This is a genomic window from Xanthobacter sp. YC-JY1, assembly GCF_021730305.1.
In the GTDB taxonomy this organism is placed as follows: domain Bacteria; phylum Pseudomonadota; class Alphaproteobacteria; order Rhizobiales; family Xanthobacteraceae; genus Xanthobacter; species Xanthobacter flavus.
The window spans coordinates 2885407-2903792 of the sequence record NZ_CP032674.1; the positions used below are offsets into that span (position 1 = coordinate 2885407).

14 protein-coding genes are annotated in these 18386 nt (G+C 65.7%); 10 read left to right on the forward strand and 4 right to left on the reverse strand.

What is annotated here, in order from left to right; genetic code table 11:
- Positions 1 to 71: 71 nt before the first annotated feature.
- From D7006_RS13485 to D7006_RS13495, 3 genes are all read right to left on the reverse strand, one after another.
- On the reverse strand, positions 72 to 2324 hold the full coding sequence (locus tag D7006_RS13485; protein ID WP_237353362.1) for a polysaccharide biosynthesis tyrosine autokinase: 2253 nt from the start codon (positions 2322 to 2324) through the stop codon (positions 72 to 74).
- 219 nt (positions 2325 to 2543) lie between these two features.
- Positions 2544 to 2834, reverse strand: coding sequence for a hypothetical protein (locus D7006_RS13490; protein ID WP_237353364.1), 291 nt, complete (start codon positions 2832 to 2834; stop codon positions 2544 to 2546).
- A gap of 125 nt (positions 2835 to 2959) precedes the next feature.
- On the reverse strand, positions 2960 to 4042 hold the full coding sequence (locus tag D7006_RS13495; protein WP_237353365.1) for a DMT family transporter: 1083 nt from the start codon (positions 4040 to 4042) through the stop codon (positions 2960 to 2962).
- Positions 4043 to 4067: 25 nt separating this feature from the next.
- Between D7006_RS13495 and D7006_RS13500 the strand changes: the two genes are divergently transcribed.
- The 3 genes from D7006_RS13500 (at position 4068) to D7006_RS13510 (ending at position 10065) form a co-directional block, all read left to right on the forward strand.
- Positions 4068 to 6179: a hypothetical protein gene (locus D7006_RS13500; RefSeq protein ID WP_237353367.1), complete on the forward strand. Its 2112-nt coding sequence runs from the start codon at positions 4068 to 4070 to the stop codon at positions 6177 to 6179.
- 638 nt (positions 6180 to 6817) lie between these two features.
- The gene (locus D7006_RS13505; RefSeq protein ID WP_237353369.1) at positions 6818 to 8281 is read left to right on the forward strand and encodes an undecaprenyl-phosphate glucose phosphotransferase; all 1464 of its coding nucleotides are present in this window, start codon (positions 6818 to 6820) and stop codon (positions 8279 to 8281) included.
- Positions 8282 to 9024: 743 nt separating this feature from the next.
- A complete protein-coding gene (locus D7006_RS13510; protein WP_237353370.1) occupies positions 9025 to 10065 on the forward strand; it encodes an NAD-dependent epimerase in 1041 nt (346 codons plus the stop codon).
- Between the two features lie 6 nt (positions 10066 to 10071).
- Here D7006_RS13510 and D7006_RS13515 read toward each other — a convergent pair whose 3' ends face one another.
- The gene (locus D7006_RS13515; protein ID WP_237353372.1) at positions 10072 to 10824 is read right to left on the reverse strand and encodes a molybdopterin-binding protein; all 753 of its coding nucleotides are present in this window, start codon (positions 10822 to 10824) and stop codon (positions 10072 to 10074) included.
- Between the two features lie 170 nt (positions 10825 to 10994).
- On the opposite strand from D7006_RS13515, the gene D7006_RS13520 reads away from it, so the two are divergent.
- From D7006_RS13520 to D7006_RS13550, 7 genes are all read left to right on the forward strand, one after another.
- Positions 10995 to 12410 carry a circularly permuted type 2 ATP-grasp protein gene (locus D7006_RS13520; RefSeq protein WP_169124178.1) on the forward strand — a complete coding sequence of 472 codons (1416 nt, stop codon included), beginning with the start codon at positions 10995 to 10997 and terminating at the stop codon, positions 12408 to 12410.
- 293 nt (positions 12411 to 12703) lie between these two features.
- Positions 12704 to 13654 (forward strand): alpha-E domain-containing protein, encoded by a 951-nt coding sequence (locus D7006_RS13525; protein ID WP_024278738.1) that lies wholly within the window; start codon positions 12704 to 12706, stop codon positions 13652 to 13654.
- A gap of 109 nt (positions 13655 to 13763) precedes the next feature.
- Complete coding sequence (locus D7006_RS13530) at positions 13764 to 14603, forward strand: transglutaminase family protein (protein WP_229643889.1); 840 nt, start codon at positions 13764 to 13766, stop codon at positions 14601 to 14603.
- Positions 14604 to 14783: 180 nt separating this feature from the next.
- Positions 14784 to 15635, forward strand: a complete 852-nt coding sequence (pstB, locus tag D7006_RS13535) for a phosphate ABC transporter ATP-binding protein PstB (protein WP_237353374.1) — start codon at positions 14784 to 14786, stop codon at positions 15633 to 15635.
- 80 nt (positions 15636 to 15715) lie between these two features.
- Positions 15716 to 16150: an HIT family protein gene (locus tag D7006_RS13540; protein ID WP_237353375.1), complete on the forward strand. Its 435-nt coding sequence runs from the start codon at positions 15716 to 15718 to the stop codon at positions 16148 to 16150.
- A gap of 8 nt (positions 16151 to 16158) precedes the next feature.
- Positions 16159 to 17139, forward strand: coding sequence for a beta-ribofuranosylaminobenzene 5'-phosphate synthase family protein (locus D7006_RS13545; protein ID WP_237353377.1), 981 nt, complete (start codon positions 16159 to 16161; stop codon positions 17137 to 17139).
- 110 nt (positions 17140 to 17249) lie between these two features.
- Positions 17250 to 18386, forward strand: coding sequence for an ATP-grasp domain-containing protein (locus D7006_RS13550; RefSeq protein WP_237353379.1), 1137 nt, complete (start codon positions 17250 to 17252; stop codon positions 18384 to 18386).

Below are 18386 nucleotides of genomic sequence, written 5' to 3' on the forward strand. Positions count from 1 at the left end.
CCTCCTGGTGGGGACCTCCCGTGTCGGAAACAGCCCCCTGGCCGGCCGCAGCGATCGCGGCCTTGATCGGATCAGGACTCCCGGCCATAGCTCGCATAGTATTTGTGGTAGTAATACTTACTACCATAGTCCTCAAGGCTGCGCAGCGCCTTCAAGTCAGCCTTATTCAACAGGCAGCCTAGCACTTTTTCGTAGACGGTCGGCGCATTCTGCAGCGTATTCGCGACCAGATCCCGGTTCGAAGAGCCCCAGTCGAGAACGTAGACATAACCGTCCACGATATGAGTGGATGCCATGACGTCGACAACGGGTGCGAGCGGCGGGAAATCGATGACGATATAATCAACTTCCCGCTTCAAGGCGTCCAGCACCGCGGACATTTGCTCCGAGGCCAGAATCTCGTTGGTGTGAACGATGTCGCCGGGCACGACGGCGGGAATGAAGCGCAACCCCGTCATCCGGTCAACGATGCTCACCTCTTCGAGCGTTGCCTTACCAAAAACCAGCTCGAGAAGACCGGCACTGCGGCCGGGCGCCAGTCGGCGCGTCAGGGTCGGATTGCGCAGATCGCCGTCGATGAGGACACAACGCTGTCCGCTATGGGCGATCAGCTGAGCAAAATTCGCCGAAACCGTCGACTTTCCTTCTTTTGGCAGCGTCGAGACGATGCCAATCACCTTCACCGCTCGGCTGTGAATTGACACATCTGCCGCAACCTTGACCGAGCGCAGTGTCTCGGAAAAGCGCGAGAAGGGATCGGAAGTCACCTGGCGCATAATGCCGGTGGAGCTGTCGAAGGCACTCTGGCCCGCAGGAACCGGCGTCGCCACCGACGAGGGCAGCAGCGGCAGTACGCCGAGGCAATCCAGCCCCAGATAGCGCTCCACGTCAGCCGGCAGCCGGAAGGTCCGGTTCATCCTCTCGCGCCACATGCCAACGCCGAATCCGGCCAGCAGCCCGACGAAGAGGCCACCCGCGACAATCAGAGTGGTTCGCGGAGAAGTCGCGCGCAGGGGCGGCGAGGCGTCGGTGATCAGGCGCGCTTCGGTTATCGGAAACGACTGCTGCTGCGTCGCCTGCATGAAGCGCTGCAGGAAGTTGTCGTACAGTGCGCGATAGGACTGCGCATTGCTTTCGAGTTCGCGAAGCTCAACCTGAGCCTGCCCGGTCAGCTTGGCCTGGACCATCAACTGCTCAAGGCTGGACGAAAGGCTCGCCTCACGAGCGCGGGAGATTTCGAGATCGGACTTGTAGGTCTCGGCAATGCGCGACAGCTCGGTGAAGAGCGAGCGCTGCAGACCCTTGATCTCGCTGTTAAGATTGATCACCGCGATATGGTCAGGGCCGTAGCGCTTGGACCAGTCCGCCTCGCGCTTCACGGCATCGAGATACTGAGTCCGCAGGCGGCTGATGACCTCGTTGTTGAGCACATCCGAAACGACCTCATCGCTCGTGCCCGTCACGCCGCCCTGCTTGATAATGCTGTTGACGCGCTCGTAGCGCGCCTGCGCCTCGGCGACGGACGTCCTCGCCGTGATCAGCTGAGTATTCAGCTCGGACAGCTGCTGGTCCGAGATAAGGCCCCGCTGCGTATCTATGATGTTGTTCTTGGCCTTGAAGTCCTGCACCGCACGGTCAGCTGCCAGCGCCTGATCGCGCAGTTCGGCGATGCGGTCCTGAAGCCAGACGCTGGCGCGACGGGTCGCCTGATACTTGGCCTCAAGCTGGTCGACGATATAGGCCTCGGCGAGCTGGTTCGCCACGTCGGCCGCCTGAGTGGGATCGGCCGACCTGTAGTCGATATTGATGACGTAGCTCAGGCCAACGCGCTTGACACGCAAACGCTTGCCGAAATCGATGATCTGCGTCCGTTCGAGCTCGTAGTCGCTCTTGGGCGTATTGCTGACGAGGAAGGGCAGCAAGAACCCGGCCACGGAGCTGAATACCGAGTTGCCGTTCTCCTCGATTTCCTTCTTCTTCGCCTCGACGAGCTTCAGCTCCTTGATGACCGCCTTGGCGATGCGCTCCGACTGAAGAATCTGGACTTGGCTGTCGATGCCACTGGAGTCCATCACGCCGGTCAGCTGAGGCATAACCTCCAAGCCGCGGGCCTGCTGCGTATCGATCAGCAACTCGGCGCTTGCCGTGTATTGCGGCGTTGCAACAAAGCAATAGAGAGCAGCAAGACTCGCCAACGCGCCTGCAACGATTGCGATGACCCACTTCTGACGCCGGACCACCTGAAGCAGATTAACCAGATCGAGCGCGCCTTCGGTCTGGATATTCAGAGACTTCCCCGGCCCAGACTTGTCGATACGAAGCATGCCGCTAAAGCCCCGCTAACATCAGATGCAGTCGAAGCACACGCACCGCCCAAGCAGAAGCCCGGCAAGCTGACACCCCGAAAGGATTCCTGCCGAGTACGCCCGCGCGACTGGGCGCATCAAACGAAAGTGGCCCGCCTCACGCATCCCCTGACCAACTCAATCGCGACGGTCAAGGAACAAAGGAAGTGGGCCACCTGATTGGTTTTGTAAGGCGGATCAGCAGCCGAAGCGGCAGAACGGCGAAACCGGACGGCCGAGGAACTTACTGATGCGCTGGTCATACTTGTAAGCGCGATACTGGATCAGCGACCACTTCCAGCCACCAGCATTGTTGGCGGCAGCCTGGGTGCCAAAACGGTTGGCCGGCTGGAAATTGGCGTTGCTACGCAGAGACGCAAAACGCTCACCCCAAAGGCCGGCAGCCTGCGACGGCATGACCGCCCCAAGGACCAGACCCGCGACAGCAGCGCCCGTGAGCACCGCCTTGATCTTGGAAACTTTCGCCATCGCCCGCACTCCGATTAAGTGGACCATGTTTACCACAAGCCCTGTGGCGCTGCAACAATCCCGGGAAAACGCCTGCACGCCGGACGGCAAGTCTACTGGACTTTCGCGAAAAACGACCTACCTTGCTACCCAGAACTTGCGCGGCGGACCTGAAGTTCCTGCCCACCTTCATCTTCTCCGGCGTACTCTTCAGGACCGGTGATGACCGGATCGTCCCTTCTAGTACGTTGAGATATAATGGGCGCAAGCTTGGCCGTCTGACTGGCCGTCTCTTTCGCCTGAGGCACGCCGGGCGCTGATACCTTCAGGCCGTGGCGCTCTCGCCACACCAGCACAAGACCTGCTGAAACGACCGCCCCCGCCCCCATCAACACCAGAGAATCGGGCCATTCCCCGAAGGCGAGCACCCCGAACAGGGTGGCCCAGATCAAGGTCGCATAGTTCAGCGGTGCCACGACCGAGGCCGGCGCATAGCGCGTGGCTGTGGTCATCAGGATCTGGCCGAGCCCGCCGGCGATGCCGGTCGCAATGAGAACGAGACTGGTGCGGAGATCCGGAACGACCCATCCCAGCGGCAAGGTCGCGAGACCCGCGAGAGACGCCACGATGGAGAAGTAGAAGACGATCGCTTCGCTGGTCTCCGTCCGCGTCAGATGCCGGACCTGGGTGACCGCGAGCCCGGCGATCACGGCCCCGACCAGGGCCATGGCCGCCCCGATCAGCGGCCCCGGCCCACTCCCCAGCGAGGCATGGGTAAATGAAGGCCACAGCATGAGGAGGATGCCGGCAAAGCCGACACCAAGCACCGCCCAGCGATAGGCAGGGACGCGCTCTCCCAGAAGAACGGCGGCGAGAAGCACGGCGACCAGCGGCGTCACGTAGGTAAAGGCAACGGCCTCGGCGAGCGGGATGAAGGCAAGCGCTGCGAAGCTGAGCCACATGGCGCTCACGCCTACCAGCCCGCGCACCACATGGCCGAGCGGCTGGCGCGTGACGAGCGCGCTGGTCATCCGCCACTTCCACAGCAGCCAGATCACCAGCGGGATGAGGCCGAAGGCGCTGCGCGCGAACACGACCTGTCCGCTCGGCACATCGTCTGCCACGAAGCGCACGAGCGCGGACATGATGGCGAAGAAGAACGTGGAGCTGATTTGCAGGGCGATGCCTGCTGGGGCATTCATGAGGAAAATCCGATGGGTAGACGTCATATAGCGCCTTGAGGACGGGACGGGCATGCGGATGCTGCAAGGCAGAGGTTCGAGCCCCGCGTCCAGGGAGGAGGAGCCGGTGTCATCTCGGGAGCTGGGGGAAGCGCCGATCTTCGGCCGAAACGTCCTGCGGGCGTTCACGTCGCGCGCATGCCGCGCCCTCCGGGCCGCGATAGCGGGAGGGCTTGCCGTCCTGATGTGCGCGGCGGCCGCAATCCCGCTCAAAGGAGCCGAGGCTGCGCAGGACCCGGTGCGCATGGTTCTCGATCGGCCCACCCTCACCGCTCTGGAGGGCCGGGGCTTCGCATTCGCCGCCCTTCTCGGGGCCCCGCGCGCCGCCACGCTGGCCGAGCTTCGATCGGCCAGCCCAATCTATGCCGACCTTGCCCGCTGGATCTCCGATGACGTGAAGGCGCTGCGCGCCGAGATGGCTGCCAACCGACGGCCGCTGCACGAGGTCACGGACGACAATGTCGGACGGATCATGGACCTGCGCTGGCTCGCCTCGCCCCTCGCCAGCTTCAGGCTCATCGGCGTGGTCAACCGGACGGACCGGCGGGATTTCACCGCGCTCACAGATCGGCCGTCGTGCGGCGAGGTACGGCTCATCTACCGCCTCGCCTACCGTTTCCAAAGGGGCGCCACCACCTACGCGTCGCGGCTGCCCATCAACATCAATGCGGTGTTCGACGCCCCTCACGCGCCAGGTGGCGCATGCCCCGATCTCGCCCGCTTCTGGACGCCGCCGCCCGCGCTTTCCAGGTCCGGGGACATGGCGGAGTGGCTTGCCGCCGGCCCGCTCCGCGGCCTTTCCCTTCGGCAGATCGAGGTGAATGCGCAGGTGGTGCGCCTGCCCTCCGGCATGGAGACGGAACTGGGCGGCCAGGCCATCTATCTGATGCGCGTCTTCCGCATCGAAGGCGACCATCTGGTGCCGAAGCCGCTTGAGAACACGCCGGACGTGGCGCGCCTGTCCAAGGATGCCGCGCTGAAGGCCCGGCTCGTCGACTATGTGCGCGGCCATCTTCCGGAGATCGATCGCAGCGTCTATCAGCTGCCGGACGCCTTCTTGGCGGAAAAGGCGCTCTCCTTCTCAACCTTCGGCAGCGCGCGTACGGCGAACCACCCGTTCGCCAGCCTGTTCACGCCTTCGGATTTCGCCGGCCTTGCGTATGAGCAGCTCAGCTATGTGGCCTCCCCGGCAGGCCTGATCGCTCGGCTCGACGACAATACCTGCACCGGTTGCCATCAGGGCGCAGCGACAGCGGGCTTCCATCTCATCGGCTTCGATGAGCCCGGCACATCGCCTTTCAACGTGGTCAAGGTGCCGGTCTCGCCGCACCTTCATGCCGACGATGTCAGGCGCCGGGCCTACCTTCACGCCCTTGCAGAGGGTCGTACGCCTGAAACCTTCCGCCCGCTGTCCATGACACCGCCGGCCGACTGGTCTCGCCCGGGACTGCCCGCGGCCGGGGCCGCGGCGGCGACCATGGCCTGCCTACTCCCCCAGCACGAGACAGCCTTACGCACGAGCTGGCGATGCGGCGAAGGATTCGCCTGCGAGGCGATCGCCCACAACCCGCGCCTGCCCGTGGGGACCGGGCAATGCATGCCAAAACGCGCCACCGGAATCGTTTCCGGCATGGCCTGCCTTTCGGGCGAATTGGTGCCCGGCGTGGCGCCTTATCTCGACCGGTTTCGGATCGTACGGCAGATCAACAGCCCTTCCCCCTCGGCTTCGCCGGCTTCCTACACCTGCCGCCCCGCCAAGCTCGGCGTTCCGGGGGGCTCCGCATACCGCCAATGCACGGAGGCGGAGCGCACCTTCGCCGGCAAAGGCGCCTCAGGCGATCAACGCCCCCCGGAGATCTGCGCCTTCGTGGGCGGGAAAGCCTTCGATTTGTGCGTTGCAACAGATAATTTCGCAAAATGCATGAGCGCCAGCGTCGCCCGCGGCAATCGCCCGGCATGCGGCGAAGGCCGATTCTGCCGGGAGGACTTCATGTGCCAGGCTCTTCCGTCGAATCTGGCCGGCGCCGCGGCTTTGGCCAACGACACCGGATACTGCTCGCCCACCTACTTCGTGTTCCAGATGCGCATCGACGGCCACCCCGACCCCGAACGCGGCGTGCCGTAGTGAGGTATCACTATATTTTTCAAGATGTTGTGAACCCCTCCTCTCCGTCAATGCCCCGCTTGCGTCGGATCGCCGGCGCACCCAGCGCGCCTCGCAGCGGCGTATTGACGCATCGCGGTAGTCCAGTGGGCGAGATTGCGGAGGGTCAAAAGGGTCGCGGGCGGATAGTCAAAATTCTTGATTCGAGGGCGAAAGGCGCGGCGTTGGCCGTGAGACAAACCTTGGGCTGCGAAAAGGTGCATCGCCGGTATGTCAATGCCAAAAGACGAGGCTTCCGCCGTTAGGCCAAGCACTTGGAATTTATTCTGCGGTGCAGCATTGCCCAAAACTTGAGCGCACGACTTGAGCGACATCATCGCACAAGTCGACGAGCCATCTCGACGAGCAAAAAGTCATTGTCCTGTTTTCATCTTCCGGCATTCAACTCACCTACACACGATTCGGACAGGCATTTATTTGAGATTTTTCGGATATTTCGACGATCTATTCTTACTGTAACTGATTGTTTCAAGGATATGACGCTGGAGTATACACCCTCTGGCCCGGCTTTACTCACTTGTCGATCTCCTGCCGAAGTGCTATGTTCACCTCACAATTTCACATCTCCTTGCGGTAGCCATCTGCCGACTGAGGGACGAATGTCGCTTTCCACGGACAACATGCGGGTTGAACGGGCGAGCGAAGCGCATCGGTCTGGGGTCACCCCTACGCTCGACTACGCGTCGATGCCGCCGCTCTTCGTTGTGGCCGACGTCGTCCTTATTCTGGGACTGAGCATCCTCGTCGATTTCCTGTTCTCGGCACAATTGAGCAGCGGGTTCGAGGTCACGCAGCCCGTTGGCATCGGCATTCTCGCGGCTGTGGCCTTCGTGCTCACCACCATCTCGCGCGGGCTCTACAAGCCGTGGCGCATGGTGCGTGTGGTCGAGGAAGTGCGCGCGACGATGGTCAACTGGACCTTCGCCATCCTCGTCGTCGCAACGGTGATCTTCTGCCTCAAGGTGGCGGGAAGCACGTCGCGCGTCTCCACCGGGGCCTTTGCCGTTCTCGGCTTCTTCGCTCTCCCGGCAGCCCGTTGGGCGATGGCTGTCTGGCTGCGTCGGGCCATTGCGAGCGGCGCCGTGAAGGGACGCGCAACCATTCTGGTCGGCGACGCGGGCGAACTCGCCAAGGTGGTACCTGCCCACATGCTGGTGCGGCTCGGCCTGAACGAGGTGCGGCGCTTCAGCCTCTCCACGCCGGATGGTTCTGCGAAGGAGCTGCTCTCTACATCCGACAAGGATGCGCTGAAGGCGGCGCTGCAGTTCGCCCGGCAGCACCGCGTCGAGGAAATCGTCCTCGCCATGCCGTGGAGCGACGTGGATCGGCTCGATGCCGTGCGCGCCCGGCTGCGCTCGGTGCCGCTTCCGGTAAAGCTTCTTCCGGACGAGATCATCAGCGAGCTGCTCGACGCGCCGCGCGTCGATTTCGGCTCGTCCATCGCCATTGAGGTCCAGCGCGCACCCCTGTCGCGCTTCGAGCTGGCGCAGAAGCGCCTTCTGGACATTGCCGTCGCCAGCTGCGCCGTTCTCCTGTTGCTGCCCCTGTTCGCCATCATCGCCACCGCGATCAAGCTCGACAGCCGCGGCCCGGTGATCTTCCGTCAGCGCCGCAACGGCTTCGGCGGCCGTGAATTCACCATCTACAAGTTCCGCTCCATGACGGTGATGGAGGACGGGACGAAGGTTGTGCAGGCGCAGCGCAACGACAAGCGCGTCACGCGTGTCGGCCGCTTCCTGCGCGCATCGAGCCTCGACGAGCTACCGCAGGTGCTAAACGTGCTGTTCGGGCAGATGTCCATCGTGGGACCGCGGCCCCATGCGATCGCTCATGACGACGAATATTCGAAGCTGATTTCCGGCTATGCGTTCCGCCACCACGTCAAGCCGGGCATCACCGGCTGGGCCCAGGTGCAGGGCTTCCGCGGCGAGACTGCGGAGCTTGAGCAGATGGAGCGCCGGATCGAGATGGACCTCTGGTACATCAACAATTGGTCGGTCTGGATCGATATCAAGATCATCCTGAAGACCTTCCTCGAGGTCCTGCGCAAGGAAGCCTATTGAGGCGCTGCCGGGGGAGCATGGCGGTTCGGCCCGCTCTCCTGCCTTGCGATGAGCCTTCCGGATGCGCGACTGAAAAGGCGCATCGTTCGCTCGGCGGCTTTGCCTGTCCTGCGACCCCGATCAATCGGCTCGCCCGTTGAAGCACCGCAAAAGCGCCCCTGCCAGCGGTCGCGAACCTTGACCAAATTGCTCCTGCTCCCTTGCCGCCGGGTCGCCTAGCCGGACAACGTAATCGCAAATCCTCGGCAATATTTGATTAACCCTACCGTTTGATCAAAGCAGACGTCGGATCATTTTTCATCGCCCCCTTCCCACCCATTTGAGTAAATGCAACGCAACAATCGCGCTAACGACTGCTGGGGGGCAGATAAAATGATAGCCGAATCCGTTCTGGCCCTATGGGGCATGTTGTGCTGCTCGGTGGCCTATATCGTCTTCATGGTCCGCGTGAGCTGAGGGGAGAACGGGAGGGCCAAGAGCCCGCCAGCAGTTCGCCCCGCTCACCCTGACCCGCTCTTGGGCAGAGCCAAACGCCGGAGAAGCCCGGCGCGCTCCTCGCTCCGAACTCGTGCCGCCCTCCCCTTGCTGGCTCACTACGAACAGGTGGCCGAACCCTGACGGCCGCCGGCTCGGTCCGCCCCCTGCTCTTTGGGCGCGTTGATGCCGCGGGAGCGCTGATCTAAGAATGCGGGCGACCCCGGCGAAGCTTCCGCCGTCCGGCGCGATCTTTGCGGGGACCGTTCTTGACCTTCACCAAAGCCCCCATCTTCGTCACCGGCGCGGCCGGTTTCATCGGCGCCGCCGTCGCCGAGCGGTTGCTTGCGATGGGGCAGGCCGTCGTCGGCATCGACGATCTCAACGCCTATTATGACGTGCGGCTCAAGGAAGCCCGGCTCGCCCGGCTGATGAGCCACCCCGGCTTCAGCTTCGAGCGCCTGACCTTGGCGGACCGCGCCGCCACCGCCGATGTCTTCGCCCGCCACCGGCCGAGCCATGTGGTCCATCTCGCGGCGCAGGCGGGCGTGCGCTACTCCATCGAGCATCCCGAGACCTACATCGACTCGAACCTCGTGGGCTTCGGCAATGTGCTGGAAGGCTGCCGCCATGGCGGCGTCGCGCACCTCGTCTATGCCTCATCGAGCTCGGTCTACGGCGCCAATACCGATTTGCCCTTCCGGGTGGAACAGACGGTGGACCACCCCATCAGCCTCTACGCCGCCACCAAGAAGGCGAACGAGCTGATGGCCCACGCTTATTCCCACCTCTACCGGCTGCCGGTGAGCGGGCTGCGCTTTTTCACCGTCTACGGCCCGTGGGGACGGCCGGACATGGCGGTGTTCCTGTTCACCGATGCCATCTGGCACGGCCGGCCGATCAAGGTGTTCAACAACGGCGACATGCAGCGGGACTTCACCTTCATCGACGATGTGGTGGATGCCGTGGTCGCTCTGCTCCCCAAGCCCGCGACGCCCGATCCCGCCTGGACCGGGGCGGACCCGGACCCGGCGACCTCGAACGCGCCCTATCGCATCTACAATGTGGGCAACCACAGCCCCGAGCCGCTGATGGCGCTGATCGGCCATATCGAGGAGGCTTTGGGCCGCAAGGCGGAGCTGGACTTCCAGCCCATGCAGGCCGGAGACGTGCAGGCCACCTTCGCCGACGTCACCAGCCTCGCGCAGGCGGTGGACTTCGCGCCGCGCACCCCCCTGAAGGAGGGCGTCGCCCGCTTCGCCACATGGTATCGCGAGGTCTGGCTCGGCCAGATCGCGAAGGAAAACTAGGCGGCCTCAGCCGCGCGAATTGTCCTCGACCATCCGGGCGACGGCATCGCCGGCGGCGGCCAGCGTCTCCGGCTCGCGGGCGCGCACCACGAGATTGGTCTTGTAGCGCCCGTCCACCTCGTCGCGGAACGGGTAGGAGCCGATGATGGCGTCGGGATAGGTCTCGGCGATCTTGCGCAACGGGGCGGCGATGTCGCCCTCCTTCGCCTCGGCGAGGATCGTGCGCGAGAGCATGGGCCGGCCCTTGCGCAGCTCCGGCAGCACCGCCTCCAGCATCGACTGCATGATGCGTGGCACGCCGGCCATGACGATGACGTTCCCGATGCGGAAGCCAGGCGCCTTGGACACCTCGTTCACCACGAGGGTCGCGCCGGCGGGAATGCGCGCCATGCGCAGGCGCGCCTCGTTCAGGTCCTTCTCGGCGATATATTCGAGCAGCATGGCGCGGGCGCGCGGATCCACGTCGATGGAAACCCCGAAGGCCTTGGCGATGGCGTCGGCGGTAATGTCGTCATGGGTCGGGCCGATGCCGCCGGTGGTGAAGACATAGTCGAAGCGGGCACGCAGCGCGTTGACCGCCGCCACGATGTCCTCTTCCACGTCTGCCACCACCCGGACCTCCCGCAGGTCGATGCCCACGTCGGTCAGCCGCTCGGCGATGTGACCGATATTCTTGTCCTTGGTCCGGCCGGAGAGAACCTCGTCGCCAATCACGATCAGCGCAGCCGTGACCGATCGCGCGTCGCCTGCCTCAACCATGTCTCAGATCCCTGCCCTTGCCGGCGTCAGCCGGGGTTTGTTTGCCTAAAATCAAGGCACATTTAAAGCGTGAGCGGCGCATTCGCTCCGCTTTCCCGTTTAGCACTTCTTTGGCACGATGTTTGTTAAGTTCATGGGGTGCTTCCCCGGGGCGTGGAGTGTCGATCCCAATGCCGCATGCGTTCGATGAAATGTCCAGTACCGACGGCGGGGTAAGGCCGGCCTACGAGACCCTCCAGCGCTGGCTCGCCGAAGTGCCCCAGGACGTGCTGGACCATCGGCGCAAGGAGGCCGAATTCATCTTCCGGCGAATCGGCATCACCTTCGCCGTCTATGGCGAGCAGAACGCCCAGGAACGCCTCATCCCCTTCGACATCGTGCCCCGCATCCTCACCAAGGACGAGTGGAGCCGCCTGTCCCGTGGGCTCGAGCAGCGCGTCAAGGCGCTGAACATGTACATCAAGGACGTGTACTCGAAGCGGGAGATTCTCAAAGCCGGCGTGGTGCCTGAGAACCTCGTCTACCAAAACCCCGCCTTCCGCCCGGAAATGAACGGGCAGCGCGTGCCGCACGATCTCTATGTCCACATTGCCGGCATCGACATCGTCCGCACCGACCCCGACAAATTCTATGTGCTGGAAGACAACGCCCGCACCCCGTCCGGCGTCTCCTACATGCTGGAGAACCGGGAAATCATGCTGCGGCTGTTCCCGGAGCTGTTCTCCATGCACCGCGTCGCGCCGGTGGAGAATTACGCCGACGACCTGCTCGCCACCCTGCGCTCGCTCTCGCCCCATGGCGGCCATGAGCCGAACGTGGTGATCCTCACCCCCGGCATCCACAATTCGGCCTATTACGAGCACTCGTTCCTCGCGGACAAGCTGGGCGTCGACCTCGTGGAGGGTCGCGACCTGTTCGTGAAGGATGCGGTGGTCTACATGCGCACCACCGAAGGGCCGAAGCGGGTGGACGTGATCTACCGCCGCCTCGACGACGACTTCCTCGATCCCCTCGCCTTCCGCCGCGACAGCGTGCTCGGCGTGCCGGGGCTGATGAGCGCCTACCAGGCCGGAAACGTCACCCTGACCAATGCCGTGGGAACGGGCGTCGCCGACGACAAGGCCGTCTATTCCTACATGCCGGACATCATCAAGTTCTACCTCGGCGAGGAGCCCCTGCTCCCCAACGTGCCGACCTGGCGCTGCCGCGAGGCGGACCATCTGAAGTACGTGCTGGAGCACTTGCCCGAGCTGGTGGTGAAGGAAGTGCACGGCTCCGGCGGCTACGGCATGCTGGTGGGCCCGGCCTCCGACAAGGCGCAGATCGAGAAGTTCCGCGACAAGCTCAAGGCAGACCCGGCCAACTTCATCGCCCAGCCGACGCTGGCGCTCTCCACCTGCCCGACACTGGTGGAAAAGGGCATCGCCCCGCGCCACGTGGACCTGCGCCCGTTCATCCTCTCCGGCTCCGACAAGGTGCGCATCGTCCCCGGCGGCCTCACCCGCGTCGCCATGAAGGAGGGCTCCCTCGTGGTGAATTCCAGCCAGGGCGGCGGCACCAAGGACACCTGGGTGCTAGACGCATGAGCGCGAGCGCTCACGCTCTGGGTCCTCGACGCATGAGCGCCGGCGCTCATGCTCTGGGTTCTGGATGCAGGAGCAGGGGCGCTCACGCTTTCGCTTTTCCACGCATGGGCGCTATCGTTCGTGCAGGTTTCTCCCCGCGCACGGGCATCCCGGCCCGTGCCACAGCCGGAGCCGGGGCCCCGCCCGGTTCCCCCGCCTGAACCGCCCCCGGAGGCGCCACGCCATCCGGGTGCAGGACGCATGAGCGCGGCCGAACCGCGCCGCGCACCCTCTCCTTCCGCAACGGGCTCCCCATGCTTTCCCGCACCGCCGACAACCTCTACTGGCTGACCCGCTACGTCGAACGCGCCGACTGCCTGGCCCGCATCCTCGACGTCTCCCAGCGCCTCGCCTACACGCCCGTGACCTACGGCGGCTCCACCAACGAGTGGAGTTCGGCCGTACTCACCGCAGGCTGCGCCGACGAGTTCGTCGCGCGCTATGGTCCGCTGGAGGAGGCGAAGGAGGAGAACGTGGTGTCGTTCCTCGCCTTCGAGTCGGAGAACCCCTCCTCCATCCGCAACTGCTTCGAGGTGGCCCGCACCAACGCCCGTTCGGTGCGCACGGCGCTGACCTCGGAGATGTGGGATGTGATCAATTCCGCCTGGATCGAGCTGCGCAATTTCCCCAACCGCGCGTTGACGCGCGACGAGCTCTCGCGCTTCCTCGCCTTCGTGAAGGAGACGTCGCTGCGCTTCGACGGGGCGACTTTCCGCACCATGCTGCGCAATGACGGCTACTGGTTCGCTCGCTCCGGCGCCCAGCTGGAGCGTGCCGACAACACCGCCCGCATCCTCGACGTGAAGTATCACGTGCTGCTGCCGGAGAAAGAGCACATCGGCGGCCCGCTCGACTACTTCCAGTGGGCGTCCATCCTGCGCTCGGTCTCGGCGCTCACCGCCTTCCACTGGGTCTATCGCGACAGCGTGAAACCGTGGCTGGTGGCGGATCTGCTCATCCTGAACCGGCAGATGCCGCGTTCGCTGGCGGCCTGCTACGACAGCCTCGCCCGCAATCTGGACGACATCGCCTCGGTCTATGGTCGGCAGGGTCCGTCCCAGCGGCAGGCGCGTGCCATGCTGGCGCGGCTCACCAACAAGTCCATCGACGATATCTTCCAGACAGGCCTGCACGAGTTCATTTCCGAGTTCATCTCGGACAACAACAAGCTCGGCGCCGAGATCACCGAGCAGTATCTGACCTGACCCCGGGGCCGATCGCGGCCCCATCAGCTTCCCCGTCGGCGCGGCCGGCTCGCGCCGGGGGACTGTCAGTCGCGGCGCGCGCGCCGCATCGTCACCAGGGACTCCCGCAATGCGCATCCGCATCCGCCACGAGATCACCCAGCGCTTCGAGCCCGGCACCCGCAACATGGCCGTGACCGTGCGCCTGACCCCGCGCGCCCATGAGGGCCAGTTCATCCTGCGCTGGGCGCTGGACCTCAATTCCGACTGCCGCCTCCACCCGCAAGAGGATGCGTTCGGCAACCTCTGCCACACCTTTTCCGTGGACGGGCCGGCCGATCAGCTGACCGTCTGCGCCGAAGGCGAGATCGAGACGCAGGACACGACCGGCATCGTGCGCGGCACGGTGGAGCGCTTCCCTCCCTCCCTGTTCCTGCGCCAGACCGACCTCACGGAAGTTGATCCGGCCGTGGCCGCCCTCGCCGACGCGATCGAAGCGCCCAAGGACGACCCGCTGGCCCAGCTCCACGCCCTCATGGTCAAGGTTCACGAGAGCGTGGAAGAGCAGGAAGGCCCGACGCTGGGCGATCCCCTGAGCGCGGCCGAGGCCGTGAAGGCGGGCACCGCCTGCGCCGGCAGCATCGCCCATGTCTTCACCGCCGCCGCCCGCCATCTCGGCCTGCCGGCGCGCCACATCTCCGGCTATGTCGCGCCGGAGACCGGCGAGGAGGGCGAGGGTGAGGCGCGGCATTGGGCCGAGGCCCATGTGCCCAAGATCGGCTGGGTCTCGTTCGATGCCGGCCGCAACATCTGCGGCACGGAAAACTATGTCCGCCTCGCCGTGGGCCTCGATGCCGTGGGCGTGCAAGCGCTGCGCAGCACCGGCCTCGATGTGGAGGAGCGCATCAGCGCCCTCGACGGCCGTGCCCCGCAGAAGCTGGCGCAGGCCCAGAGCCAGGGACAGAACTGACTCCGTAGCCTCTGAGCAGAAGATGAGCCGGCGCAGGATGGAGCCCGCGCCGGGCCAGACGCAAAGCCGCGCCAACGCTTGATTTTTCGCGTATCGCCCGCGCCCATGCGCTAGCGCAAGGACGCGGCGCCGCAGACCGTCTAGGCAGGAGACATCAGCCCCAGCCGAGGATCGGCCGCGATGTCCATCCACACCCCGTCGTCGCCTCCCGCCGAGGGCGCGGCCCATGCCGGACTGCCTGCACCGACGCTCTTCGCCAGCCGGCAGGCCACCCTGCCCCCGGTGAAGCTCTCCGTCCGCCATGTGAGCTTCTATTATGGCGACGCGATCGCCCTCAGGGACATCTCGGTCGACCTGCGCGCCAACTGCGTCACCGCCTTCATCGGCCCGTCGGGCTGCGGAAAGTCGACGCTGCTGCGGATCTTCAACCGCATGTTCGAGCTTTACCCGGACCAGAGGGTGGAGGGCGACGTTCTGCTCGACGGCGTGAGCATTCTCGGCGACGCCATGGACCCTGCGCGCGTCAGGGCGCGCATCGGCATGGTGTTCCAGAAGCCGACGCCGTTCCCCATGTCGATCTACGACAACGTGGCCATCGGCCTGCGCATCAATGAGGAGCTGAAGCCGGCCGATCTCGACCTGCGGGTGGAGGAGGCCCTGCGCAAGGCGGCCCTTTGGGACGAGGTGAAGGACATCCTGCCCCGGAGCGGCCTCAGCCTCTCCGGCGGCCAGCAGCAGCGCCTGTGCATCGCCCGCACCATCGCCCTCAAACCGGAGGTGATCCTGCTCGACGAGCCCTGCTCGGCCCTCGACCCCATCACTACGGCGCGGATCGAGGAGACCATCGAGGAGCTGAAGGCGCACTACACCTTCGTCATCGTCACCCACAACCTCCAGCAGGCGGCGCGCATCTCCGATTTCACCGGCTTCATGTATCTCGGCGAGATGGTGGAGTTCGGGCCGACGCAAGACCTCTTCACCCACCCCCGGGACCGGCGGACGCAGGATTACGTCACCGGCCGGTTCGGCTGAGGTCATCAGCTGCGCGCCGGTGCGGGCTTGACCCCCCGCCCGCGCCCTGCAATCTCCTCCCCCAACAGGGAGACATGCGCATGACCGCCACGCCGGCTTACGATCCGCAGAACATCTTCGCCCGCATCCTTCGCGGCGAACTGCCGGCGCACAAGGTCTATGAGGACGACAAGACCCTCGCCTTCCTCGACATCATGCCGCGCTGCCCCGGCCATACGCTGGTCATCCCCAAGGCGCCGGCCCGCAACATCCTCGACATCGCGCCCGAGGACCTCGCCTATGTGGCGACCATCGCCAAGAAGGTGGCCATCGCCGGCATGAAGGCCTTCGGGGCGGATGGAATCACCATCCAGCAGTTCAACGAGGAGGCCGGCGGGCAGGTGGTGTTCCACCTCCATGTCCACGTCATCCCGCGCCATTCGGGTGTGCCCATGAAGCCGCCCGCGAGCGAGATGGAGAAGCCCGACGTGCTCGCCGCCCATGCGGAGCGGCTGCGCGCCGCCCTCGCCGGCTGAGCCGCCGCGTGGATCTGCGCAATGCGGCCGGGGTGAAGGTGCGCGCGCCGGCGCGACTGCATCTCGGCTTTCTCGATCTCGGCGGATCGCTCGGCCGCCGCTTCGGCTCGCTCGGCATCGCGCTGGAGCGGCCGGGCACCGAGGTGACGGTCCGCCGCAGTACCACGGACGCCGCCGAGGGACCGGACCGCGACCGGGCCGCCCGCGCGCGGGATCTGGTGCGCGACAAGCTCGGCATAGACGGGCGTTTCGCCATCGACGTGGACGCCGCTTTGCCGGCCCATGGCGGGCTCGGCTCCGGCACGCAGCTGGCTCTGGCGGTGGGCGTCGCGGTAGCAAGGCTCTCCGGGCATGATCTGTCGCCCCGGGCGGTGGCCACCGTGCTCGGGCGCGGCCGGCGCTCGGCCATCGGCATGGAGGCGTTCGCGGCCGGCGGGGTGATCCTCGACGGCGGCAAGGCGCTCGATGGCCCAGAGGCCAGCGCGCCGCCGCCTTTGCTTTCGCGATTCCCGGTGCCGGAGAGCTGGCGCATCCTGCTGGTGTTCGACGCCGCCCGCGAAGGCTTGAGCGGCCCGCAGGAGACGGCGGCCATGGCCACCCTGCCGCCCTTTCCGGCGGAGCAGGCGGCCCATCTGTGCCACCGCATGCTGCTTGAGGCGCTGCCGGCGCTGGCAGCTGCGGATGCGGACGGCTTCGGCAGCGTCATCGGCCACTGGCAGCGCGTGCTGGGCGATCATTATGCCGCGGCGCAGGGCGGCGGGCGCTTCCTGAGCCCGCAGGTTGCGGAAGCCATCGCTGCAATCGAGGCCGAAGGCATCCCCGGCGTCGGCCAAAGCTCGTGGGGGCCGACCGGATTCGCCATTGTCGATGGCGAGGAGACTGCGGCGCGACTGGCGGCCACCTTGCGCCGCCGCTTCGCATCGTTCACAAACCTGTCATTCGATTGCGTGCGAGGAAACAATCAGGGCGCGGACATCATCGCTCTCTGAGTACCGCCCGCGCGGCACCGGACAGGACGGGAGGAAGGCGCGTCACCGCACAGGCCGCGCCGCATAAAAGGCCCCGCAAGTGGGCTCCGAACCAACAGGCTGGGATCCAGATGGATATTGCTCTCATTGCCATTTCCGCCCGGCCGCTGGCGGCCAGCGCCGCCCGCGCCGGCTTCGCGGCACTCTCGTTCGACCTGTTCGCCGATCTGGATACCTGCGCCCACACCGCGCGCTGCGTGCGCGTGCACAAGAAGAACGGCTGCGCCTTCGACGGGGATGACCTGATCCAGGCGCTCCACTCCCTCGCGCCCACGGGTCTGCCCGTGGTGCTGGGCGGCGGGCTTGAGGACGACACCGCCCTCATGACCCGCATCGCCGAGCGCAACCCCATCCTCGGCAACGCGCCGGCGATCGTGCGCGTGCTGAAGGACCCCATCGCCCTTGCCGCCCTCGCGGCCCATCTCGGCGTCCCCTTCCCGGCCGTGACGCTCGAAGCGCCCACCGCCGAGACCTTCGGCGGCACGCCGGTGCTGGAGAAGAAGATCGGCGGCGCCGGCGGCGCCCATATCAGCCGCAGGGCCCCCGGCGATCTCTCCCCGCCTGCACCGGGCCACTATCTCCAGCGCGAGGTGGAGGGCCAGTCCCTCTCGCTGCTGCTGCTGTCCAATGGCAGCGCCGCCCGGATCGTCGGCGCCTCCCGGCAATGGCGCTCGCAGGACGAGGAACATCCCTTCCGCTATGGCGGTGCCACCGGGCCTGTGGCCCTGCCGGAAGCGTTCGCCGCCGAGATGCTGAAGGGGGCGCTCAGCATCACGCTCGCATGCGGCCTGGTGGGGCTCGTCTCGCTCGACTTCGTGGTGAACGACGACAACTGGTTCCTGGTGGAGGTGAACCCCCGCCCCGGCGCGACCCTCGACATCTTCGACACAGATCCCCTGCCGCCGCTGCTCGGCCTGCACCTCGCGGCCTGCGGCGGAAAGCTGCCGGAAGTGCTGCCCGTGCCCGCGCAGGCGCACGCCGCCGGCGTCATCTATGCCGCGCACGACATGGTGGTGCCGCAGGATGCGTGGCCCGAATTCGTGGCCGATCGTCCGCCGGCAGGCGCCTCGGTGCTGAAGGGGGCCCCGCTCTGCACCGTGCGCGCGACCGGCCCCACGCCGGAAGTCGCCGAGGCGCGGATGCGCGAGCGCACGCAGGCCCTGCTGCGCGACTTCGGCCTCGGCGCGGTAATGGAACCCGCTCCGTGA